General features: G+C 62.4%; 16 protein-coding genes. 5 read left to right on the top strand and 11 right to left on the bottom strand.

All coding sequences use genetic code 11. The features are described 5' to 3' along the window. Positions 1-36: 36 nt before the first annotated feature. The 4 genes from P3C29_RS26545 to P3C29_RS26530 form a co-directional block, all read right to left on the bottom strand. Positions 37-1356 (bottom strand): MFS transporter, encoded by a 1320-nt coding sequence (locus P3C29_RS26545; protein WP_010169987.1) that lies wholly within the window; start codon positions 1354-1356, stop codon positions 37-39. A gap of 166 nt (positions 1357-1522) precedes the next feature. Beyond that, entirely contained in the window at positions 1523-2857 is a 1335-nt protein-coding gene (locus tag P3C29_RS26540; RefSeq protein WP_201125199.1) for a sigma-54 dependent transcriptional regulator, read from the bottom strand. Further along, positions 2851-4617 (bottom strand): ATP-binding protein, encoded by a 1767-nt coding sequence (locus P3C29_RS26535; protein ID WP_169386147.1) that lies wholly within the window; start codon positions 4615-4617, stop codon positions 2851-2853. Before P3C29_RS26535 ends, P3C29_RS26540 begins: the two co-directional genes overlap by 7 nt. Before the next feature lie 201 nt (positions 4618-4818). Next, on the bottom strand, positions 4819-6342 hold the full coding sequence (locus P3C29_RS26530) for a fumarate hydratase (RefSeq protein WP_003214142.1): 1524 nt from the start codon (positions 6340-6342) through the stop codon (positions 4819-4821). Between the two features lie 216 nt (positions 6343-6558). Here P3C29_RS26530 and P3C29_RS26525 point away from each other — a divergent pair, with 216 nt between their 5' ends. Next, positions 6559-7491 (top strand): iron-sulfur-binding ferredoxin reductase, encoded by a 933-nt coding sequence (locus P3C29_RS26525; RefSeq protein WP_201125198.1) that lies wholly within the window; start codon positions 6559-6561, stop codon positions 7489-7491. 30 nt (positions 7492-7521) lie between these two features. Continuing rightward, positions 7522-8271, top strand: a complete 750-nt coding sequence (locus P3C29_RS26520) for an enoyl-CoA hydratase-related protein (protein ID WP_275965841.1) — start codon at positions 7522-7524, stop codon at positions 8269-8271. A gap of 196 nt (positions 8272-8467) precedes the next feature. Here P3C29_RS26520 and pyk read toward each other — a convergent pair whose 3' ends face one another. Then, complete coding sequence (gene pyk, locus P3C29_RS26515; RefSeq protein WP_010169982.1) at positions 8468-9919, bottom strand: pyruvate kinase; 1452 nt, start codon at positions 9917-9919, stop codon at positions 8468-8470. Positions 9920-10095: 176 nt separating this feature from the next. Here pyk and P3C29_RS26510 point away from each other — a divergent pair, with 176 nt between their 5' ends. Next, on the top strand, positions 10096-10470 hold the full coding sequence (locus tag P3C29_RS26510) for a hypothetical protein (RefSeq protein WP_003214151.1): 375 nt from the start codon (positions 10096-10098) through the stop codon (positions 10468-10470). A 226-nt stretch (positions 10471-10696) separates the two neighbouring features. Further along, positions 10697-11056 (top strand): PilZ domain-containing protein, encoded by a 360-nt coding sequence (locus tag P3C29_RS26505; protein ID WP_010169981.1) that lies wholly within the window; start codon positions 10697-10699, stop codon positions 11054-11056. 40 nt (positions 11057-11096) lie between these two features. On the opposite strand, the gene P3C29_RS26500 is transcribed toward P3C29_RS26505, so the two are convergent. Genes P3C29_RS26500 through P3C29_RS26475 form a run of 6 tightly spaced genes read right to left on the bottom strand, consistent with a single transcriptional unit; the run spans position 11097 to position 17755 of the window. Continuing rightward, positions 11097-12428, bottom strand: coding sequence for a DUF58 domain-containing protein (locus P3C29_RS26500; protein WP_275965840.1), 1332 nt, complete (start codon positions 12426-12428; stop codon positions 11097-11099). Between the two features lie 7 nt (positions 12429-12435). Continuing rightward, positions 12436-13416, bottom strand: coding sequence for a MoxR family ATPase (locus P3C29_RS26495; protein WP_275965839.1), 981 nt, complete (start codon positions 13414-13416; stop codon positions 12436-12438). Then, positions 13413-14573, bottom strand: a complete 1161-nt coding sequence (locus P3C29_RS26490) for a DUF4350 domain-containing protein (protein ID WP_275965838.1) — start codon at positions 14571-14573, stop codon at positions 13413-13415. Before P3C29_RS26490 ends, P3C29_RS26495 begins: the two co-directional genes overlap by 4 nt. Further along, complete coding sequence (locus P3C29_RS26485; protein ID WP_275965837.1) at positions 14570-16099, bottom strand: DUF4129 domain-containing protein; 1530 nt, start codon at positions 16097-16099, stop codon at positions 14570-14572. The genes P3C29_RS26490 and P3C29_RS26485 overlap by 4 nt, the downstream gene beginning before the upstream one ends. Then, the gene (locus P3C29_RS26480) at positions 16086-17066 is read right to left on the bottom strand and encodes a stage II sporulation protein M (protein WP_275965836.1); all 981 of its coding nucleotides are present in this window, start codon (positions 17064-17066) and stop codon (positions 16086-16088) included. Before P3C29_RS26480 ends, P3C29_RS26485 begins: the two co-directional genes overlap by 14 nt. Next, positions 17063-17755, bottom strand: coding sequence for an RDD family protein (locus P3C29_RS26475; RefSeq protein ID WP_275965835.1), 693 nt, complete (start codon positions 17753-17755; stop codon positions 17063-17065). Before P3C29_RS26475 ends, P3C29_RS26480 begins: the two co-directional genes overlap by 4 nt. A 192-nt stretch (positions 17756-17947) precedes the next feature. On the opposite strand from P3C29_RS26475, the gene sbcB reads away from it, so the two are divergent. Then, complete coding sequence (gene sbcB, locus P3C29_RS26470; RefSeq protein WP_275965834.1) at positions 17948-19390, top strand: exodeoxyribonuclease I; 1443 nt, start codon at positions 17948-17950, stop codon at positions 19388-19390. The last annotated feature ends 9 nt before the right edge of the window (positions 19391-19399 follow it).

Here is a 19399-nt window from a genome sequence, read left to right as displayed (position 1 = left end):
CAATGACATGGCCCCTTTTTTACACCTGGCGAACCCTTAGTCCGTGGTGATCCGCGAATGCTTGCGGGTGTCCTTCATGGTCACGTACACCAACAGCGACACGGCGATACACGCGGTGACGTACCAGTAGTAGCCGGTCTCCATGCCAATGCTCTTGAACCACAGCGCGATGTATTCAGCGGTGCCGCCGAAGATCGACACGGTCAGTGCATAGGGCAGACCCACACCCAGGGCACGGATTTCGGTCGGGAACAGCTCAGCCTTAACCACCGCGTTGATCGAGGTGTAGCCGCTGACGATGATCAGCGCCGCCATGATCAGGAAGAACGCGCCCCACCAGGTCTGGATGGTGTGCAGGGTGGTGAGGATAGGCACCGTGAACAGCGTGCCGAGGACGCCGAAGGCGATCAGGATCGGCCGACGGCCAACCTTGTCCGACAGCCCGCCGATGATGGGTTGCAGGCACATGAACAGGAACAGCGTGGCCGCCGAAATGGTGGTGGAGTCGGAGATGCTCATGCCGACCGTGTTCACCAGGTATTTCTGCATGTAGGTGGTGTAGGTGTAGAACGCCAGGGTGCCGCCCATGGTCAGGCCGACCACGGTCATCAGTTCCTTGGGGTGGCGCATCAAGGTGCGCATTGCGCTTTCCTTGGCCTTTTCTTTCTTGGTGAACGACTCGGTTTCTTCCATGCCGCGACGCAGGTACAGCGCCACTACCGCACATAACGCGCCGATGGCGAACGGGATACGCCAGCCCCAGTCGTACAGTTGCTCGGTGGTCAGCAATTGTTGCAGTACGATCAATACCGCCAGGGCGATGAGCTGGCCAGAGATCAGGGTCACGTACTGGAAGCTGGAGTAGAAACCACGACGTTCCTTGGTCGCCATCTCGCTGAGGTAGGTGGCGGAGGTGCCGTATTCGCCACCGACCGACAGGCCTTGCAGCAAACGCGCGAACACCAGCAGGATCGGTGCGCCAATGCCGATGGCTTCATAGCCGGGGCTCAGGGCAATCAGCAATGAGCCGAAGCACATCAGGTATACCGACGCCATCAAGGCCTTTTTACGCCCGACCTTGTCGGCGTACAGGCCCATCAGCCAGCCACCGATCGGGCGCATCAGGAAGCCCACGGCGAAGATCGCGGCGGTGTTCAAGAGTTGTGCGGTGGTGTCGCCTTTCGGGAAAAAGGTCTTGGCGAAGTACAGCGAGAAGGCCGCGTAGACGTACCAGTCGTACCACTCGACCATGTTGCCGACCGACCCGCTGAAGATCGACCTGATACGGCTGGAGGTCGTGCGTTCTTTTGCCGGCGCAGCCGCCGACCCCAGAGGCAGGGAGTTGGAGTTATCCATTTAAGGATCCTTCATCTAATTGTTTTTGTGGAGCGCGCGGTAGCGCAGCCTGGTCGGGCTATAGCAGGAGCTGTGCCAAACAGGTGAAGGCCCGGTCTAGAAGGGTTTGCAGATTTTTTTGAGCGGAAAGTCGCTGATGATTGGAGGGTGATGAGCGGAAATCCGCTCATTCGTCTTTGAGGAACGTGTCCCGCGCCAGGCCATGGCGCTGCATTTTTTCATTGAAGGTGCGCCGGGGCAGTTGCAGCTCGGCCAGCACCGCCTTGATATCGCCTTTGTGCCGGGTCAGTGCGGCTTTCAGGCAATGGGCTTCAAACGCTTCCTGCTGCGCCGCCAACGATTGCCCGGCTTCGATGCCTTCCGGCTCCGGTTCACCCAGCCCCAATACCTGGCGTTCAGCGACGTTGGCCAGTTCCCGCACGTTACCCGGCCAGTCATGGCTGAGCAGGCGGCCCAGCGCTGGCCCGCTCAACGGGGCAAAGCTGCGGCCCAGGCGTTCGGCGGCGCTTTGTGCAAAGTGCTCGAACAGCAGCGGAATGTCTTCCCGGCGCTCGCGCAGCGGTGGCAGGCGCAGTTGCGCGACGGTCAGGCGATAGGCCAAATCCTCGCGAAAACGCCCGGCGCGGGCTTCGTCCAGCAGGTCCGGCTTGGTGGCGGCGATGATCCGCAAGTCCACCTTGATGCTTTGATTGGAGCCGAGCCGCTCCAGTTTTTGCTCCTGCAACACCCGCAGCAATTTCACCTGTTGGGCCAAGGGCATGCTTTCAATTTCATCGAGAAACAGCGTGCCGCCGTCGGCGTATTCCAGCTTGCCGATACGCTTGCCCTGGGCGCCGGTGAACGCGCCACTTTCATGGCCGAACAGCTCGGCTTCAAACAGTTGCTCGGGAATCGCTGCGCAGTTCAGCGCCACAAACGGCTTCTTCGCACGGGGGCCGAAATCATGCAGGCAACGGGCGACCAGTTCCTTGCCGCTGCCGGTTTCGCCGCGAATCAGCACATTGACCGGAAGACCTGCCAGGTCCAGCACTTGCCGGCGCAGGTTCTGCAAACCCCGGGACACCCCCAGCAGGCTGGATTCCAGTTGGGCCCGGTGATCGGCCTGTTGATGCAGGCGGCGGTTCTCCAGCACCAGCCCGCGTTTGTCGAGCGCCCGGCGCAGGCTGCTGAGCAGGGCTTCGGGGCTGAAGGGTTTTTCGAGGAAGTCGTAGGCGCCATCGCGCATGGCTTCGACGGCCATCGGCACATCGCCGTGGCCGGTGAGCAGAATCACCGGCAGGTCGGCGTCGCGCCGCTGCACTTCGGCCAGCAACTCCAGACCGCTGAGGCCGGGCATGCGCACGTCGCTCAGGATCACCCCGGGAAAATCCCTGGGCAATTGCGCCAGGCATTCCTCGGCCCGGCTGAACAACTGCACGTCAAAACCCGACAGGCTGAGCCACTGCTCGACGGCCGTGCGGATACTGGCTTCGTCGTCGACCACAATCACCGCATTCAACATAGGTCTGGCGTCTCCAGGGCGATGGGCAAGGTCAGGGTAAAGATCGCCCCGTCACCTTGATTGCCGGCGCTCAGGCGGCCGCCGAGTTCGTGGACGATAGCGTACGACACGGCGAGCCCCAGGCCGAGCCCGTCGCCCACCGGTTTGGTGGTGAAGAACGGGTCGAACACGCTGTTGAGGTGCTCTTCGGCAATTCCGCCACCGCTGTCGCTGACGGTCAAGCACCACAGTTGCTGGTCGGCGTGCAGGCGGATTTCCAGGCGCTTGCGCGGCTTGTCGGCCATGGCGTCGAGGGCGTTGCGCAGCAGGTTGATCAGCACCTGTTCCAGGCGAATTGCGTCGCCACGTACCCAGGCCGGGCGCGTCAGGTCCAGCACGGTGCCGATGGCTTCGTCCCGCAGGCGGGCGTCGAGCAAGTGCAGGGACTGGTCCACCACCGTGGCCAGGTCGAGGCGTTCGCGCAGGCCGCTGGGGCTCTTGCGGGCGAAGGTCTTGAGGTGGCCGGTGAGGGCGGCCATGCGGGTGAGCATGTCGTCCAGCGGGGTCAGGGCCTGGTAGGCGTCGTCCACCCGGCCGTGGTCCAGCAGCAGCCGCAGGGTCGCCAACTGCATGCGCTGGGCGGTCAGCGGCTGGTTGATTTCGTGGGCGAGGGCGGCAGACATCTGCCCCAGCGCTGCCAGCTTGGCGGATTGCACCAAACCATCCTGCGCCGTACGCAGGGCGCGGGTGCGCTCTTCCACCAACTGTTCAAGTTCTTCGCGGCTGCGCTGACGCAGGCGGGCCAGGCGCCAGCGCTGGGTCAGGAACAGCACCAGGAACACCAGCGCCAGCCATGATCCGGCAGCGGCGAGGCCGGCGTTGCGTTGGTCTTCAAAGGCAACCTGTGGCTTGCGCAGCAGGTGCAAGGTCCAGCCTTCGGCCTTCAGCGGCAGGGATTCCCAAATGTAATTGGCCTTGCCGTCGGGGCCGTCGACGCGCATCAGGTGGCTGTTTTCGTCAAAGCGCTGCAAGGCTTCGGTGTCCAGCGGCAGCAGCTGTTTCTTGTCGTATTGGCGCGTGGCCTTGAGTTCGGCGTGGTCGCTGTCTGAGAGCGGGCGCAACGCGCGGTAGCGCCAGCCCGGCTGGTTGGCGATAAATACAATGCCGCGGGCATCGCTGACCAGCAGCAGGTCATTGCCCTGGGCCCACTCGCGCTCCAGTTCCGGGAATTCCAGCTTGACCACCATGGCACCGAGGAACTGCTCGTTCTCGCCCACTACCGCGCTGGAGAGGAAATACCCGGGAATCCCGGTGGTCACGCCCACCGCGTAGAAACGCCCGGTGCCCTGGCTCAGGGTCTGGCTGAAGTAGGGACGAAACGCGTAGTTGTGCCCGACGTAACTGCTGGGCAGGTTCCAGTTGCTGGCGGCCACGGCCAGGCCGTTGCGGTCCATCAGTTCCAGGGTGGAAGACTGGGCAGCACCGTTGATGCGTTCCAGTTTGCGGTTGAGCAAATCCTGGGTGGCGGCGTCCAGCGGGCCTTTCAAGGCGCTGATCATTTCCGAGTCGAGGGCCAGCACGGCGGGCAGGGCGCGGTAGCGTTCGATCAGGGTGTGCAGGGAGTTGCCATAAAGCATGAGCTGCTGATTGGCGCGGGCGGCGTCGTCCACCAGGGCCAGGCGTTCGGCGTGGCGGGTGGCCAGGGCGGCAGCCAGCATCGCACCGGCAATGATCAGCAGGGAGTAGAAGGTCAAACGCAACGGGCGGGGAATCGCGATCATACGAAGATGAACAGTGCAATTGGGGGCGAGCACCATAGCATGAGGCGCATGGCTTGTTGCGATGGGAGGGATTGTCCTGTGGCGAGGGGGCTTGTCCCCCGTTGGAGTGCGCAGCACTCCCGCTCTTTTCGGGGCCGCTGCGCAGCCCAACGGGGGACAAGCCCCCTCGCCACAAGGTCATTTATCCCGCAGGGGAATTGCTTACTGCACTTCTACCGCCAGGCTTTCACTGATCTTTTTCTGCCAGATGGCAGGACCGGTGATGTGTACCGACTCACCCTTGCTATCAACGGCAACGGTGACCGGCATGTCTTTCACGTCGAACTCGTAGATCGCTTCCATGCCCAGTTCGGCGAATGCCACCACGCGGGATTTCTTGATGGCCTGGGCCACCAGGTAAGCCGCGCCGCCGACGGCCATCAGGTAAACCGCCTTGTGGTCCTTGATCGCTTCGATGGCGGTCGGGCCGCGCTCGGATTTGCCGATCATGCCCAGCAGGCCGGTTTGCTCGAGGATCTGGCGGGTGAACTTGTCCATCCGCGTGGCGGTGGTCGGACCGGCAGGCCCAACCACTTCTTCGCGCACCGGATCAACCGGGCCGACGTAGTAGATGAAGCGACCCTTGAGGTCCACCGGCAGGGTTTCACCCTTGTTCAGCATCTCGACCATGCGCTTGTGCGCGGCGTCGCGACCGGTGAGCATCTTGCCGTTGAGCAACACGGTTTCGCCCGGCTTCCAGCTCTGCACGTCCTCCGGGGTCAGGGTGTCGAGGTTGACGCGACGGGCCGACGGGCCGGCTTCCCAGACGATTTCCGGGTAGGCGTCCAGCGGTGGCGCTTCCAGCGACGCCGGGCCCGAACCGTCGAGCACGAAGTGCGCGTGACGGGTGGCGGCGCAGTTGGGGATCATGCACACCGGCAGCGAAGCGGCGTGGGTCGGGTAGTCCATGATTTTTACGTCGAGCACGGTGGTCAAGCCACCCAGGCCCTGGGCGCCGATGCCCAGTTGGTTGACCTTCTCGAACAGCTCCAGGCGCATCTCTTCGATACGGTTGGACGGGCCGCGCTTTTTCAGCTCGTGGATGTCGATGGATTCCATCAACACTTCCTTGGCCATCACCGCAGCTTTCTCGGCGGTGCCGCCGATGCCGATGCCGAGCATGCCCGGTGGGCACCAGCCGGCGCCCATGGTCGGAACGGTCTTGAGCACCCAGTCGACGATCGAGTCGGACGGGTTCAGCATGGCCATTTTCGACTTGTTCTCGGAACCACCGCCCTTGGCGGCCACGTCCACTTCCACGGTGTTACCCGGGACGATGGAGTAGTGGATCACCGCAGGGGTGTTGTCCTTGGTGTTTTTACGCGCACCGGCCGGGTCGGCGAGGATCGAAGCCCGCAGGACGTTTTCCGGCAGGTTGTAAGCCTGGCGCACGCCTTGGTTGATCATGTCGTCCAGGCTCATGGTGGCGCCATCCCAGCGCACGTCCATGCCTACACGTACGAATACGGTGACAATCCCGGTGTCCTGGCAGATCGGGCGGTGGCCGGTGGCACACATGCGCGAGTTGATCAGGATCTGTGCCATGGAGTCACGGGCCGCTGGCGATTCTTCGCGCAGGTAGGCTTCGTGCATCGCCTGGATGAAGTCAACGGGATGGTAGTAGGAAATGAATTGCAGGGCGTCGGCAACGCTCTGAATCAGGTCGTCTTGCTTGATCACGGTCATGAGTCGCGCTCCTCTATAAGGGAACATTCAATAAAGGTGGCGTCAGTGTTGCATCGGTCGGCTGAAGCCACCTTTCCAAGGCACGCCAAAGTGGTGCAGGCGCGACGCTAAAAAGGCGCGGCAGTATAACCCGCCACGGTGGCCGATACACCCGACTATGGTCAAACTCTACCGGGCGTGATTCCCTGTAGACGCCTTTTTGATCCGAGACCCTTGATGCCTGAACTTCACGTCGGCGAACGCCACTGGTCGGTAGCCACCGGCAGCAACCTGCTGGATGCCCTGAACCAGGCGGGGGTGGCCGTGCCCTACAGCTGCCGTGCCGGTAGCTGCCACGCCTGCCTGGTGCGTTGCCAGGGAGATATCCAGGACAACCAGCCGGATGCCCTGAGCCCGGCACAACGCCAGGACGGCTGGCGCCTGGCCTGCCAGTGCCAGGTCACGGCTGACGTGCGGGTCGAGACCTTTGACCCGTTGCGTGACGGGTTGCCGGCGACGGTGCTGAGCGTTGATTGGTTGAACCCGAGCGTATTGCGCCTGCGGCTGCAACCCGAGCGCGGCTTGCGCTACCGGGCGGGGCAACATCTGGTGCTGTGGGCGGGCAGCGTTGCGCGGCCGTATTCCCTGGCCAGCCTGCCCCAGGAAGACCCGTTCCTCGAGTTTCATATCGATTGCCGGCTGCCGGGTGAATTCAGTGACGCCGCCCGCCAATTCAAGGCCGGTGACAGCCTGCGCCTGGGCGAACTGCGGGGCGGCGCGTTGCAGTACGACCCCGACTGGCAATCCCGGCCGCTGTGGCTGCTGGCTTCGGGCACTGGCCTTGGGCCGCTGTGGGGCGTGTTGCGCGAGGCCCTGCGTCAGGATCACCAAGGCGCCATCCGGGTCATTCACCTGGCCCATGATGCAGACGGTCATTATCTGGCCGAGCCTTTGGCGCAACTGGCTGCGGCGCACCCGAACGTGACGGTTGAGCGATGGACAGCGGCTGAGGCAACCGAGGCTTTGGCGCAACTGCGGCTTGTTTCCCGGCAAACTCTGGCCTTACTCTGCGGGCACCCTGCCAGTGTCGAGGCCTTCTCCAAGCGCCTGTTCCTGGCCGGACTGCCGCGCAATCAACTGCTGGCCGATGTGTTCCTGCCCCGTGGTTGAGCGCTGAATTTTCCAGCCGCGAGATTTGCCATGACCGATGCCATCCTGCAGCAACGCGAACGCGGGTTGCTGATCCTGCAGCTCAACCGCCCGGATAAGAAAAACGCCCTGACCCGCGCCATGTACAGCCAACTGGCCAAGGCGCTGGAGCAGGCCGATGCCGATACCGGCGTCAATGCGGTACTGATCCAGGGCAGCAGCGAGTGCTTCACTGCCGGTAATGATATTGGCGACTTCCTTGAACAACCGCCGGCGGATCTCGACAGCCCGGTGTTTCACTTCATGCGCAGTTTGCTCAATTGCCGAAAGCCGGTGATTGCCGCGGTGGCGGGTGTGGCGGTGGGGATTGGTACAACGCTGCTGCTGCATTGTGACCTGGTGTATGTCAGCCGGGATGCGCGGTTGCGCATGCCGTTCGTCAACCTGGGGCTGTGCCCGGAGTTTGGTTCCAGTTTGATCCTGCCGCGTTTGTTGGGGCATGCCAAGGCGGCGGAGTTGTTGCTGTTGGGTGAAGGATTCAGCGGTGAGCAGGCGGCTATCTGGGGCATTGCGACCGAAGCGTTGGGCAGTGGTGAGGCGGCATTGGCCAAGGCGCGGGAAGTCGCCGGCCGGTTCGAAGTCCTTGCGCCGGGCGCGGTGCAAGTCAGCAAGCACCTGATGAAAAGCGTCGATCGCGAACAGTTGCGCAAGGTGATCGAAGATGAGGGGGCGTTGTTTACCCAGCGGTTGAAGTCGCCGGAGGCGATTGCCGCGTTGTCGGGGTTTATCGCCAGGCGATGAAGAAGTGTTGTGGGAACGGGCGCCATCGCAGGCAAGCCAGCTCCCACAGTTAATCGCGTTTCTGCAAGTCAACTCGGTCAACTGTGGGAGCTGGCTTGCCTGCGATGAGGCCCTGATAGCCAATGGAATATCCCGATCTGAAATGCAAAAAGCCCCGCCATTCACATGGCGGGGCTTTTGTTTTTCAGCGTGTCACTCAGACCATTGGGTCGCCAACGTGCAGGATCTTCATGCCGTTGGTGCCGCCGATGGTGTGGTAGCTGTCGCCCTTGGTCAGGATGACCCAGTCGCCTTTCTCCACAACGCCGCGCTTGAGCAACTCGTCGATCGCGGCCTGGCTGACTTGCTCAGGCGGCAACGAAGCCGGGTCGAACGGTACGGTGTAGACGCCACGGAACATGGCCGCGCGGGCCTGGGTTTCGCGGTGCGGGGAGAACGCGTAGATCGGCACCGAAGAACGGATGCGCGACATGATCAACGGCGTGTAGCCACTTTCGGTCAGGGCGATGATCGCTTTCACGCCCGGGAAGTGGTTGGCGGTGTACATGGCGGCCAGGGCGATGCTCTGGTCGCAGCTTTCGAAGACCTTGCCGATACGGTGGCTGGAGGTCTTGCTGGTCGGGTGCTTTTCAGCGCCGACGCAGATGCGCGCCATGGCCTGTACGGCTTCCAGCGGGTACGGGCCAGCCGCACTTTCAGCCGAGAGCATCACGGCGTCGGTGTAGTCGAGCACGGCGTTGGCCACGTCGGACACTTCGGCACGGGTCGGCATCGGGTTCTGGATCATCGACTCCATCATCTGGGTCGCAACGATCACCGCTTTGTTGTGGCGACGTGCGTGCAGGATGATTTTCTTCTGGATGCCGATCAGCTCGGCGTCGCCGATTTCCACGCCCAGGTCACCGCGGGCAACCATGACGGCGTCGGAAGCCTTGATCAGGCCGTCGAGGGTTTCGTCATCGGCCACGGCTTCGGCGCGTTCGATCTTCGCCACCAGCCAGGCGGTACCGCCGGCTTCGTCGCGCAGTTTACGGGCGTATTCCATGTCGGCAGCGTCGCGCGGGAAGGATACCGCGAGGTAATCCACTTCCATTTCGGCGGCGAGCTTGATGTCGGCCTTGTCTTTTTCAGTCAGGGCTGGAGCTGTGAGGCCACCGCCGCGACGGTTGATGCCTTTGTGATCGGACAGCGGGCCGCCGATGATCACGGTGCAGTTCAGTTCAGTTGGCGTTGCGGTGTCGACGCGCATGACCACGCGACCGTCGTCCAGCAGCAGTTCGTCGCCGACGCCGCAGTCTTTCACCAGGTCCGGGTAGTCGATACCCACTACGTCCTGGGTGCCTTCGGTCAGCGGGTGGCTGGTGGAGAAGGTGAACTTGTCACCGATCTTCAGCTCGATCCGCTTGTTGGCGAATTTGGCGATACGAATTTTCGGGCCTTGCAGGTCACCCAACAGTGCAACGAAGCGGCCATGCTTGGCGGCCAGGTCACGCACCAGCTTGGCGCGAGCCTTGTGCTCGTCCGGGGTGCCGTGGGAGAAGTTCAGACGGGCAACGTCCAGGCCAGCCAGAATCAGCTGTTCGAGGACTTCCGGCGAGTTACTGGCCGGGCCAAGGGTGGCGACGATTTTGGTACGACGGACGGACATGCACGGACTCCTGAGTTCAAGCGCTGGGGAAGGCTACTATGCTCTTTGGTTGTAGTCATTGTTCGTTTGCACTACTTATCGATGATTCGCTTGTTTTCACTCTGCATGAACAGATGAACAACCTTGAAGATTTTCGATGAAGGGTCGATACACTGCACAAGACAGGAGAACCCCCCATGCGAATCGTGATCATTGCTGCCCTGGCCGTCAGTGTTGTCGGCTGCACCCGTTGGTCGATGGACCATCATTTGAACAATGCGTACCGCGCTTACGGCGTAGGCGATTGCCAGCGGGTCACCCTTGAGTTGTCCCAGGTCGACCGTGAAAGCCGTTCCCGGCGCTACGTGCAACCGGAGGTCTCGATGCTGCGCGGGCAGTGCCTGGAGCGCGAGAAACTGTTCGTCGATGCGGCGCAAACCTATCAGTTCATCATCAGCCAGTACCCGGCGAGCGAGTACGCATTCCGCGCGCGTGCCCGTTTGGATACCCTGCAACAACTGGGGCATTACCCCGGCGCGAGCGTTGCCCAGCCGCGTCCGGCGTCATTGTGATGATATTTGTCATGCTATAGCTGGCTCGTTGCCAGTCTTGGGCTAATCTTTGAATGTCGGTTTGTATAGGTTTCTATTCGAACGGATGGAATGCCCGGATTTGGCAGCTGTAAAGTGACAAGGCACTGGCTGTTGTCGCACCGATATCCGGGGAGAGCGGGCCTGTCGGGCTCGTTCCGAATCACTGGAGCGGCCAAATTCATGGCCATTGGATGGCGACCTCATCATGTTTACTCACCGACGGATCGAGCGGCATCAGTTACCCTGCTTCCTGCAAGTGTTCAATCGCCTGACGGACAAGCCCATTGGTTATCTGGGCAATGTGTCCGAGCAGGGGCTGATGCTGATCAGCCAATTGCCCATGATGATCGACGTGGAATTCGAACTGCGCTTGAAGATTCCCGGCCCCGAGGGCGAGGTGCATGCGGTAGACCTCACGGCTACCTGCCTGTGGTGCCATGAGGATATCAACCCTCAGCATTACGACTCCGGGTTCAGTGTGTCCCGGGCGCCTGCCGAATATGGCGAGGTGATCAGCGCACTGTTGAATTACTTCAGCTTCGATCCTTTGCAGGCCTCTGCCTAGATTCTGTCGGCGTGCTGCTCGCTGGGCGGCGCGCCAGTCGTTATAACGCTCCGGCTTTTTTCCAGCCCAGGTAGCGGGTCACCAAAGCGGCTCCCAATTCCGAAGGCGGCGCGTCCAGGACCGACAGGCCGTGGGCGGTCAAGCGGTCGTGGAGTTCGTCCCGGGTATTGAGATAGTCGACGTTGCCGCAATAGGCCAGGGCTTCGGACAGGGTTTGCACGGGGGCCTGGCGCAACTGGTCAAGGACCTCCTCCCGCAGGCTTGCGACCAGCACCCGGTGCTGGCGGCTGATGCGTTTGACGGCGGCCAGCAACTCTTCATCCTCCTCATCCCGCAGATTGGTCACGATGATCACCAGCGAGCGGCGTTTCTGCCGGGCCAGCAGTTGGCTGGCGGCCGCCTGGTAATCGGCCGTACGCCGTGAAGTGTCGAGGTCATACACCGTATTCAGCAACAGGTTGAGCTGACCACTGCCCTTGACCGGGGCGAGGTAGCGCGGCTGGTCGCTGGCAAACGTGCAAAGCCCTACGGCATCCCCCTGGCGCAAGGCGACATAGCTGAGTAACAGGCAGGCGTTGAGGGCGTGGTCGAAGTGCGACAGTTCGGCGTCCTGGCTGCGCATGCGCCGGCCACAATCGAGCATGAACATGATTTGCTGGTCGCGCTCATCCTGGTACTCCCGGGCGATCGGCGTGCGTTGCCGGGCGGTGGCTTTCCAGTCGATCTGGCGCAGGCTGTCGCCCTCGCGAAACTCGCGCAGTTGATGAAACTCCAGGCCCAGCCCGCGTCGTTGCCGCTGGCGTACGCCAAGCTGGTTGAGCCAGTTGTCCACCGCCAGCAACTGAGCCCCGTACAGGCGCGCGAAGTCCGGGTAGACGCGGGTGGCATCGCTGACATCTATCAGGCGCCGTGCCGACCACAGCCCCAATGGGCTGGGAAGATGGATTTCACACCGGGTAAAACTGAAATGCCCGCGCCGCAGTGGCCGCAGGCGGTAACCCAATTCACTCCGCTCACCGGGTCGCAGTTCGATGGACTGTGGAAGGTTCTCCACCGCCAAGCCGTCAGGCACATGATCGAATACGCGGGCTACCAGCGGCTGTGGATAGTCGTGTTCCAGTGTCACCCGCACATCTCCCCAGCGACCCAAAGCGAGGCTGCCGGGCATCTGCCGTCGTACGCGCGGGGAGGGCCGGCGGCGCAAGCGGCTGGCGTCCAGCAAGGCCAGCAGCAACAGGGCGAGCAGCAAGCCCCAGGTCACTGAGTGCAGGGTGCCGGGTACCTTGAACTGCAGCGCCACCAAGGCGCCGAGCACGATGCCCAGGCCCAGCAGCACACTGAGCCAGATCAATAGCAGGCGGGCGGGTCTCATGGGCGTGTCATTGCCGTGGCGCCGGGACTTGGTCCAGCAGTTGCCGGAGCACCTGGTCGACTTCCAACCCGTCGATATCCAGCTCCGGCGCGATCCGCACGCGGTGGCGCAACACCGCCAGGGCGCAGCCCTTGATGTCGTCCGGGGTCACGAAGTCGCCCCCGCGCAGCAGGGCCCGGGCCCGAGCGCCACGCACCAGGGCGATGGAGGCCCGGGGACCGGCGCCGATGGTCAGGCCTGGCCAACTGCGGGTGGTACGGGCCAGGCGTACGGCGTAGTCGAGTACCTGCTCATCCAGCGGCAGTTCGCTGGCAATCTGTTGCAACAGCAGCACGTCTTCAGCGTGCAGCACCGTGCGCAGTGGTTGGACGTCGAGCATGTCGGCCCGGGACGAGCGGGTGACTTCGCGCACCATGTCCAGTTCCTGCTGCGCCTCGGGGTAGTCCATGCGCACCTTGAGCATGAAGCGATCCAGCTCGGCTTCGGGCAACGGATAAGTGCCTTCCTGCTCGATGGGGTTTTGGGTGGCCAGCACCATGAACGGCTGGCCGATGGGCAGCGCCTCGCCTTCGAGGGTCACCTGGCGTTCCTGCATGGCTTCCAGCAGCGCCGCCTGGGTTTTTGCCGGGGCGCGGTTGATCTCGTCGGCCAATAGCAGATTGGTAAACAACGGACCCTTGCGCAGCTTGAACTGTTCGGTATGCAGGTCGTACACGGCATGGCCGGTCACGTCGCTGGGCATCAGGTCCGGTGTGAACTGGATGCGCGCGAACTCGCCACCAAAGCAACGAGCCAGGGCACGTACCAGCAAGGTCTTGCCCAGCCCGGGCACCCCCTCAAGCAGGACATGGCCGCCTGCGATCAACGCAGTGAGCACGTCATCGATCACCGGGTCCTGGCCGATGACTGCCTTGCGCAATTCGACGCGCAAGGCCTGGGCCAGTTGGCTGGCGCGCTGAATAGGGTCAGCGGCTGGAAATTCGCTCATAGGGCATTCCTGAGGGTTTGCAGGCAGGCCACCTGGCGGCTGAAGTCGGCGCTGGAAAGCCGTTTCGCCGGGAGTGGGCCGAGGGCCTGGCTGATGATGAGGGCGGGTTGGTGGGTCAGGCGTTCAAGGACCTGCAATTGTTCGGCGGTGTCGAGGTGTTCGAACCCGGGATGACGGCGCCGGGCTGTGCGCTGGATGTCGCGCTGCAAGGCAAGTAACAGGCTGTTTTGCCCACTGCGGCGCAGCAGGAAGTCGGCACTGGCTTTCAAGTGTTCCTGCAGTTGCCGGCGTGCCTTGGGGGCCGGTGGCCGGATCGGGCCCTGGCGCATGCCGGCGTGCCATAACCCCAGGGCGATCAGTGCGGCAAGTGCCACCAGGGCCTGGGGGAAGTAGCGCAGCAACAGGCTGAACAGATCCTCGACGTCGGTGTTGAACAGCAGCGTAACCTGAGTGCCCTGGCTCAGGTACCAGAGCAGCCAGGCGTTATCGTGTTGGCCAATGGCCGGGCTTTTCCACAGGTCGCTGTCGGTGACCACGGTGACGCGGCCTTGCCCGAGGTTGACCTGCATCAGGTGCGTCGACCGGGCGCTGTTCGCCGAGAATTGCGCCAGGTGCCTGGGATCGGTGAGATTGAAGTCGGTGTCGAAGCTGAAATAGGCCGGCGCCGTTTCGTTGTCCACATAGAGTTTGGTCAGGTCCGGCGCTTTCTTTTTACGCGCGGGCGCTGGAGCGTCGAATTCTTCACTGAAGGATTGATGTATCTGCACGCGATCCAGCAGCAAGTCACCACTTTTGCCGGTGTCCTCATCCCACAACGCTTCGGCTACCAGTAGAAGGTGGCCGCCAGCCCGGGTCCATTGCAGGAGTTGATCCACCTGCGGCGGGCTCATGTTGCTGCGTTCGCCCAGCAACAACAGGCTGTTGCCTTCGGGCGAAAGGCTGGCCAGCAGCCGCTCCAGGCTGTTGGTCTGCTCCACCACCAGGCCTTGCTGGCGCAGAAAGTGTTCCGCCGCAAGGTAGGGGTTGGCGAGGGCTTCAGGCGAAGGGCCGCGATCGACCACCTCCTGGTAGGGAATCGCCTTGTGCCAGGCATATAAGCCGCCTGCGGCCAACAGACATGCCACAAGCAGCCCCACCCACAGCAATGGCCGGTTCATTGCGCCGCTCCGGAGCCGAACAGGGCTCGCCAGTTGCTGCACAGCTGTTGTTGCGCCAGTGCGGGCGGCAGGCGGTGGCCATAGGCAAGGTTTTGCCAGTAGCGGGTCAGCTCATCACTGAATGCCAGCAACTGCGGTTGTTGCAGTTGGCGGATACGCTCCAGGACCTGACCTTCGGTGTCGGCGCTTTTCAGCGGCAGGTTGAAGTCGTGCAACAGGCGGCTGAGCAAGCCACGGTAAAGCAAACCGAGGGCTTCCCGGGGCTGGGTTGCCCAGAGCTGTTCGGCGGTGCCGGCGATGTCTTCCGGCAGCGTGTCGGCCCCCAGTTCGAGGCCGAACAATTGCGGGGGAGCTGGGTTGGCAGCCTTGGGCTTGTGCGGTCTGCGACGGCTGACAAACGCATGCAGCCAGTCGCGATAACGCCAGATCACCAGGGCCAGCCCACCCACCAGCAATCCCCAGAGCAGTACCTCAAGCCCTTTCGCGATGTGCTTGAACGAATCGCTGTTGAGGTTTTTCAGGAATGCTTCCAGCCAGGCCGGCAGCTTGGCGTCACCTGCCGCTTTGTTTTTGTCTGTGGCTTTATCCTCGCCGAAGCGATAGCGGGTGACGGTTTCCGGGTTTTTGAACGGTGGCTGTTCCAGCAGCGCCTTGATCGACTGATTGGCCGATTGCGTACTCAGGGGCTTTTGGGGGACCGGCTCAACCGCCCATACCGGTGGCGCCGTCGGGACCAGCATCAGCCCGATCATCAGCAACAGAACCGGCGCCACACCACTCAGGCGCTGGCGCAATCGGCGGAACACCAGTTCCAGATCCCAGGCTTCCAGTACGGTGCGGCGGTTCAGGTACAGGCTGAAGCCACAGGCGACATAGATGGGTTCCCAGAACACCAGGATCAAGGCATAGAAGGCATTGGTCAGGTGTTCCAGCCACCGCCAGTCGTGTCCCGCAGTGAGCACCAGCTGTTGCCAATCCCAGTCCCGCTCGACCTCTTGCGGCAGGAAGAAATAGAACGCGGCCATCAACCCGAACCACAGGGCGATTTCCAGGTGCACCCCGATCAGGGTCAACCAGCGCGCGGCCCCCGCGTTGCGTTGTTGCAGCACTCCAAGACGTTGTTGGCGCGCCTGGCCGTGCAGGCCTTCGAGCTGGACCACCGGCATCTCGAAGCTGCGGCTCAGGCTGAAGCGCCGCCAGGTCAGGCTGGCCAGCAATTGGCCCTTGAGCAGGCGCGGCCATTGGCGCAGAGCCTGCTTCAGGCTGGGTGTTTCGCCGAACAGGGCCTTGGACAGGATATACAGTGGCAGGCGGTCGAAGGCGGGTTTCAACCACCAGAACAGCAACAGCGCGGTGGAGGGGTGGTTCCACAGCAGCACGCTGAACAGGGCGAAGACCGGCAAGGTCACGATGGCCCAACTGCTCATCAGCAGCAGTCGGTGTTCGCGGGCCAGCAGGATGCCGAGGTCCATGGCTTCCCACGAGGTACGCGGGCGGATCACGACGCTGGCGTCACTCAGGCGCATGGCGATTCCGTCCGGCAAACAGCAGGTAGGCAGCCATCAGCAACCACAGCGCGGCGCCCACCAGGTACTTGATCCACGGTGCCACGGCAGTGGTTGAGGACCAATACGCTTCGATAAACGCGGCGATCAGCAGAAACACCATCACCCCACAAATCATTTGCACGCTTTTGCGCGCAGCCAGTCGCAGGGATTCGCCTCTTGTCAGTTGCCTCGGTGCAATCAATGCCCAGCCCAGTTGCAGGCCTGCTGCGCCGGCCAGGGCAATGGCGCTGAGTTCGAAGGCACCATGGCCAATCACAAACGACCAGAAGGTCTGGCCATAGCCGATTTGTGTCAGGTGCCCGGCAACGGCACCGATTATCAGGCCGTTGAAGAACAGGAAAAATACGCTGCCCAGGCCGAACAGCAGCCCGGCGGCAAAGGTCTGGAAGGCGATACCGATGTTGTGCATGACGTAGTAGCCGAACATCATCCAGTCTTCGCTTGAGGCGCGTTCGGCTGCCCGGCCCAACCGGCTGGCATCGGGATCGTACATGCCCTGCATCTCGGCCACTTGTTGCGGGCTGACGATGCTGTAGATCAGGTCCGGAAACAGGTACACCAGCAAGGCGATGCCGATCAGGCTGCCAAAGAACAGCAGGCTGGCGGCCAGCACAAATGGCCATTGCGCGCGAACCAGCCTGGGGAAGTCGGCCAGCAGGAAGCCCAGCACGTTTGCTCCCAGTTGGCTGCGATGTCGATACAACTGTTGATGGCCACGCAAGGCCAGTTGCTGCAGCGGGTCAACCAGGTAGCTGCTGTAGCCGCGCTCCTGTGCCAGGGCCAGGTGCTGGCACAGCTGCCGGTATTGATGAGGGAAGTCGGCGAAATCGGTGTGCCTGGCTTGGCCTTTTTCCAGCTGTGTCAGCTGTGTGGCAAAGGCTTGCCATTGTGGCTGGTGGCGGCTTTCGAAAAGACTCTGCTTCATGCTGGCCCCAACAATCCGCGGGCCACGCCATTGAGTTCCGCCACGGCGCGGGCAGGGGAGACTTGCAGGGGCGTGGCCAGGATCGCAGCCAGTTCGCTGACCCGTTCCGTGGACAGTTCGCCCTGGCGTTCGGCGAAGCCGAGAATGGCCCGTTGCTCGCTCAGTTCAAGGGCGAACGGCAGGCGCAGTGCCGGGGCTTGCGGTACTTGCGGACGGGAAAGCGCTTGTTCGCGGTAGATCACCAGGGTCCCGGCTGCGAGGTCGCCCAGGCGCTTGAAGTGGGGGTGTTGCAGGCAACTGAWGGCGCCGAGGAAGTAGCCGAAGGGCAGCATGTCGACAAAGCGCAGCAGGTTGCGGACCAGCGAGGCGGACCAGCCGATGGGCGTGCCATCGTCCTGCACCACCCGCAGGCCCATGATCTGCTTGCCGGGCGAGCAGCCCTGGTTGAGCACTTCGAACAGCACCATGTACCACCAACTGACGAGGAACAGCAGCAGCGAACCCAGGCCAATGCCCAGGTTGCCGAGAAAGGCCAGCGCGATGAACAGGATGCCGAGAATCAGGCCGCGCAACCCCAGGTCGAAGGCAAACGCCAGCGAGCGTACCAGCAGCCCGGCGGGGCGCAGGGGCAGGTCGATGCCCTCCGGGGTCTCGATCTGGTAGCGGGTATCCAGTGGCGCAGGTGGCATCGCGGTCCTTGGCAGTGCAGCGCTGGCGCCTGGGCGGCGGCAGCGGCGGGGTTGGAAACACGGATGCTAGCAGTGTCGACGGTGGAAGCAACCACTCAACGATTTACTGAATGTTTGTACAGTGAACACAGCGCTGGCCCCCGGTACCTTCAAGCGCCTAGACTTTGGCGGTCTTCAGCACAGGAATAGCCCGTGACCACCATTTTCTGGTACGACTATGAAACCACCGGCATCAACCCGCGTACCGACCGCCCGCTGCAGGTAGCCGGCATTCGCACCGACCTTGAGCTCAACGAGGTCGGGCCGCCCGTCAACCTCTACTGCCAGCCCAGCGACGATATCCTGCCGCACCCGGCGGCGTGCGCGATTACCGGCATCACCCCCGGCGTACTGGCGGAGAAGGGCCTGGCCGAAGCCGACTTCATGACCCGGGTGCACGCAGAGCTGGCGGCGCCCGGCACCTGCGGGGCCGGCTATAACACCTTGCGTTTTGACGATGAGATGACGCGCTACAGTTTGTACCGCAACTTTTTTGATCCTTATGCCCGGGAATGGCAAGGCGGTAACAGCCGCTGGGACCTGATCGACGTGGTACGCACCGCCTACGCCCTGCGCCCGGACGGGATCGTCTGGCCGGAACAGGACGGGCGCGTCACCCTCAAGCTTGAGCGATTGACCGCCGCCAATGGCATCGATCACGGGCAGGCCCACGATGCCTTGTCCGATGTACGTGCCACCATCGCCCTGGCCCGGTTGGTCCGCGAGAAGCAGCCCAAGCTTTACGACTGGTTGTTTCAATTGCGCAGCAAGCAGCGGGTCATGGACCAGGTGCGCTTGTTGCAGCCGATGGTGCACATTTCCGGTCGTTTTTCTGCCGAGCGTCATTACCTGGGTGTGGTGCTGCCGTTGGCCTGGCATCCACGCAATCGCAATGCGTTGATTGTCTGCGACCTGGGGCTTGATCCCCAGGAGTTGCTGGACGAGGACGCCGATACCTTGCGCCAGCGTCTATACACCCGCCGTGACGACCTTGCCGAAGGTCAGTTGCCGGTGCCGCTCAAGTTGTTGCACATCAATCGTTGCCCGGTGGTCGCGCCGTTAAGTGTGCTTCGGGCGCAAGACCGTGAGCGTCTGCAACTGGATATGGATGAGTACGCTGCCCGTGCCCTGCGGCTAAGCGACGCACAAGAACTATGGCGCGATAAATTAGCGGCGATTTACGCTGAGGAAGATTTTGCGTCGAGCGCCGATCCGGAGCAGCAGCTATACGATGGTTTTATCGGTGATCGGGATCGACGTTTATGTGAACAAGTGAGAGTCGCCGAGCCTGAGCAACTAGCACGGCAGCAGTGGCCGTTCGATGATGAACGTTTGCCTGAATTATTATTTCGCTATCGCGCCCGTAACTTTCCCGAAACCTTGAATAGTGAGGAGCAACAACGCTGGAGAGTTTTCTGTCAGCAACGTTTGTCAGACCCGCAATGGGGAGCTCCAAACACCCTCGAGGATTTCAAACAGGCGCGTCTTGAGTTGGCTGTTAGTGCTACACCGTTTCAGCGGCAGGTGCTTGATGAGTGGCAGGAATATGTTGACTCTTTAGCGACTCGGATGAGCCTGTCGTCGGCTCCCGAGTAAAACGCGGAC

Source organism: Pseudomonas sp. 1912-s (genome assembly GCF_029269205.1).
Taxonomy (GTDB): domain Bacteria; phylum Pseudomonadota; class Gammaproteobacteria; order Pseudomonadales; family Pseudomonadaceae; genus Aquipseudomonas.
The sequence above is the reverse complement of the archived record's forward strand: the minus strand, read 5'-3'. Positions and strand labels throughout refer to the sequence as shown.

What these genes read in the sequence shown, in the direction of transcription:
- P3C29_RS26530 (WP_003214142.1), bottom strand. Translation starts at nt 6,342, where the DNA reads ATGACCGTGATCAAGCAAGACGACCTGATTCAGAGCGTTGCCGACGCC.
- P3C29_RS26505 (WP_010169981.1), top strand. Translation starts at nt 10,697, where the DNA reads ATGTTTACTCACCGACGGATCGAGCGGCATCAGTTACCCTGCTTCCTG.
- P3C29_RS26545 (WP_010169987.1), bottom strand. Translation starts at nt 1,356, where the DNA reads ATGGATAACTCCAACTCCCTGCCTCTGGGGTCGGCGGCTGCGCCGGCA.
- pyk (WP_010169982.1), bottom strand. Translation starts at nt 9,919, where the DNA reads ATGTCCGTCCGTCGTACCAAAATCGTCGCCACCCTTGGCCCGGCCAGT.
- P3C29_RS26540 (WP_201125199.1), bottom strand. Translation starts at nt 2,857, where the DNA reads ATGTTGAATGCGGTGATTGTGGTCGACGACGAAGCCAGTATCCGCACG.
- P3C29_RS26490 (WP_275965838.1), bottom strand. Translation starts at nt 14,573, where the DNA reads ATGAACCGGCCATTGCTGTGGGTGGGGCTGCTTGTGGCATGTCTGTTG.
- P3C29_RS26520 (WP_275965841.1), top strand. Translation starts at nt 7,522, where the DNA reads ATGACCGATGCCATCCTGCAGCAACGCGAACGCGGGTTGCTGATCCTG.
- P3C29_RS26480 (WP_275965836.1), bottom strand. Translation starts at nt 17,066, where the DNA reads ATGAAGCAGAGTCTTTTCGAAAGCCGCCACCAGCCACAATGGCAAGCC.
- P3C29_RS26485 (WP_275965837.1), bottom strand. Translation starts at nt 16,099, where the DNA reads ATGCGCCTGAGTGACGCCAGCGTCGTGATCCGCCCGCGTACCTCGTGG.
- P3C29_RS26525 (WP_201125198.1), top strand. Translation starts at nt 6,559, where the DNA reads ATGCCTGAACTTCACGTCGGCGAACGCCACTGGTCGGTAGCCACCGGC.
- P3C29_RS26535 (WP_169386147.1), bottom strand. Translation starts at nt 4,617, where the DNA reads ATGATCGCGATTCCCCGCCCGTTGCGTTTGACCTTCTACTCCCTGCTG.
- P3C29_RS26495 (WP_275965839.1), bottom strand. Translation starts at nt 13,416, where the DNA reads ATGAGCGAATTTCCAGCCGCTGACCCTATTCAGCGCGCCAGCCAACTG.
- P3C29_RS26500 (WP_275965840.1), bottom strand. Translation starts at nt 12,428, where the DNA reads ATGAGACCCGCCCGCCTGCTATTGATCTGGCTCAGTGTGCTGCTGGGC.
- P3C29_RS26510 (WP_003214151.1), top strand. Translation starts at nt 10,096, where the DNA reads ATGCGAATCGTGATCATTGCTGCCCTGGCCGTCAGTGTTGTCGGCTGC.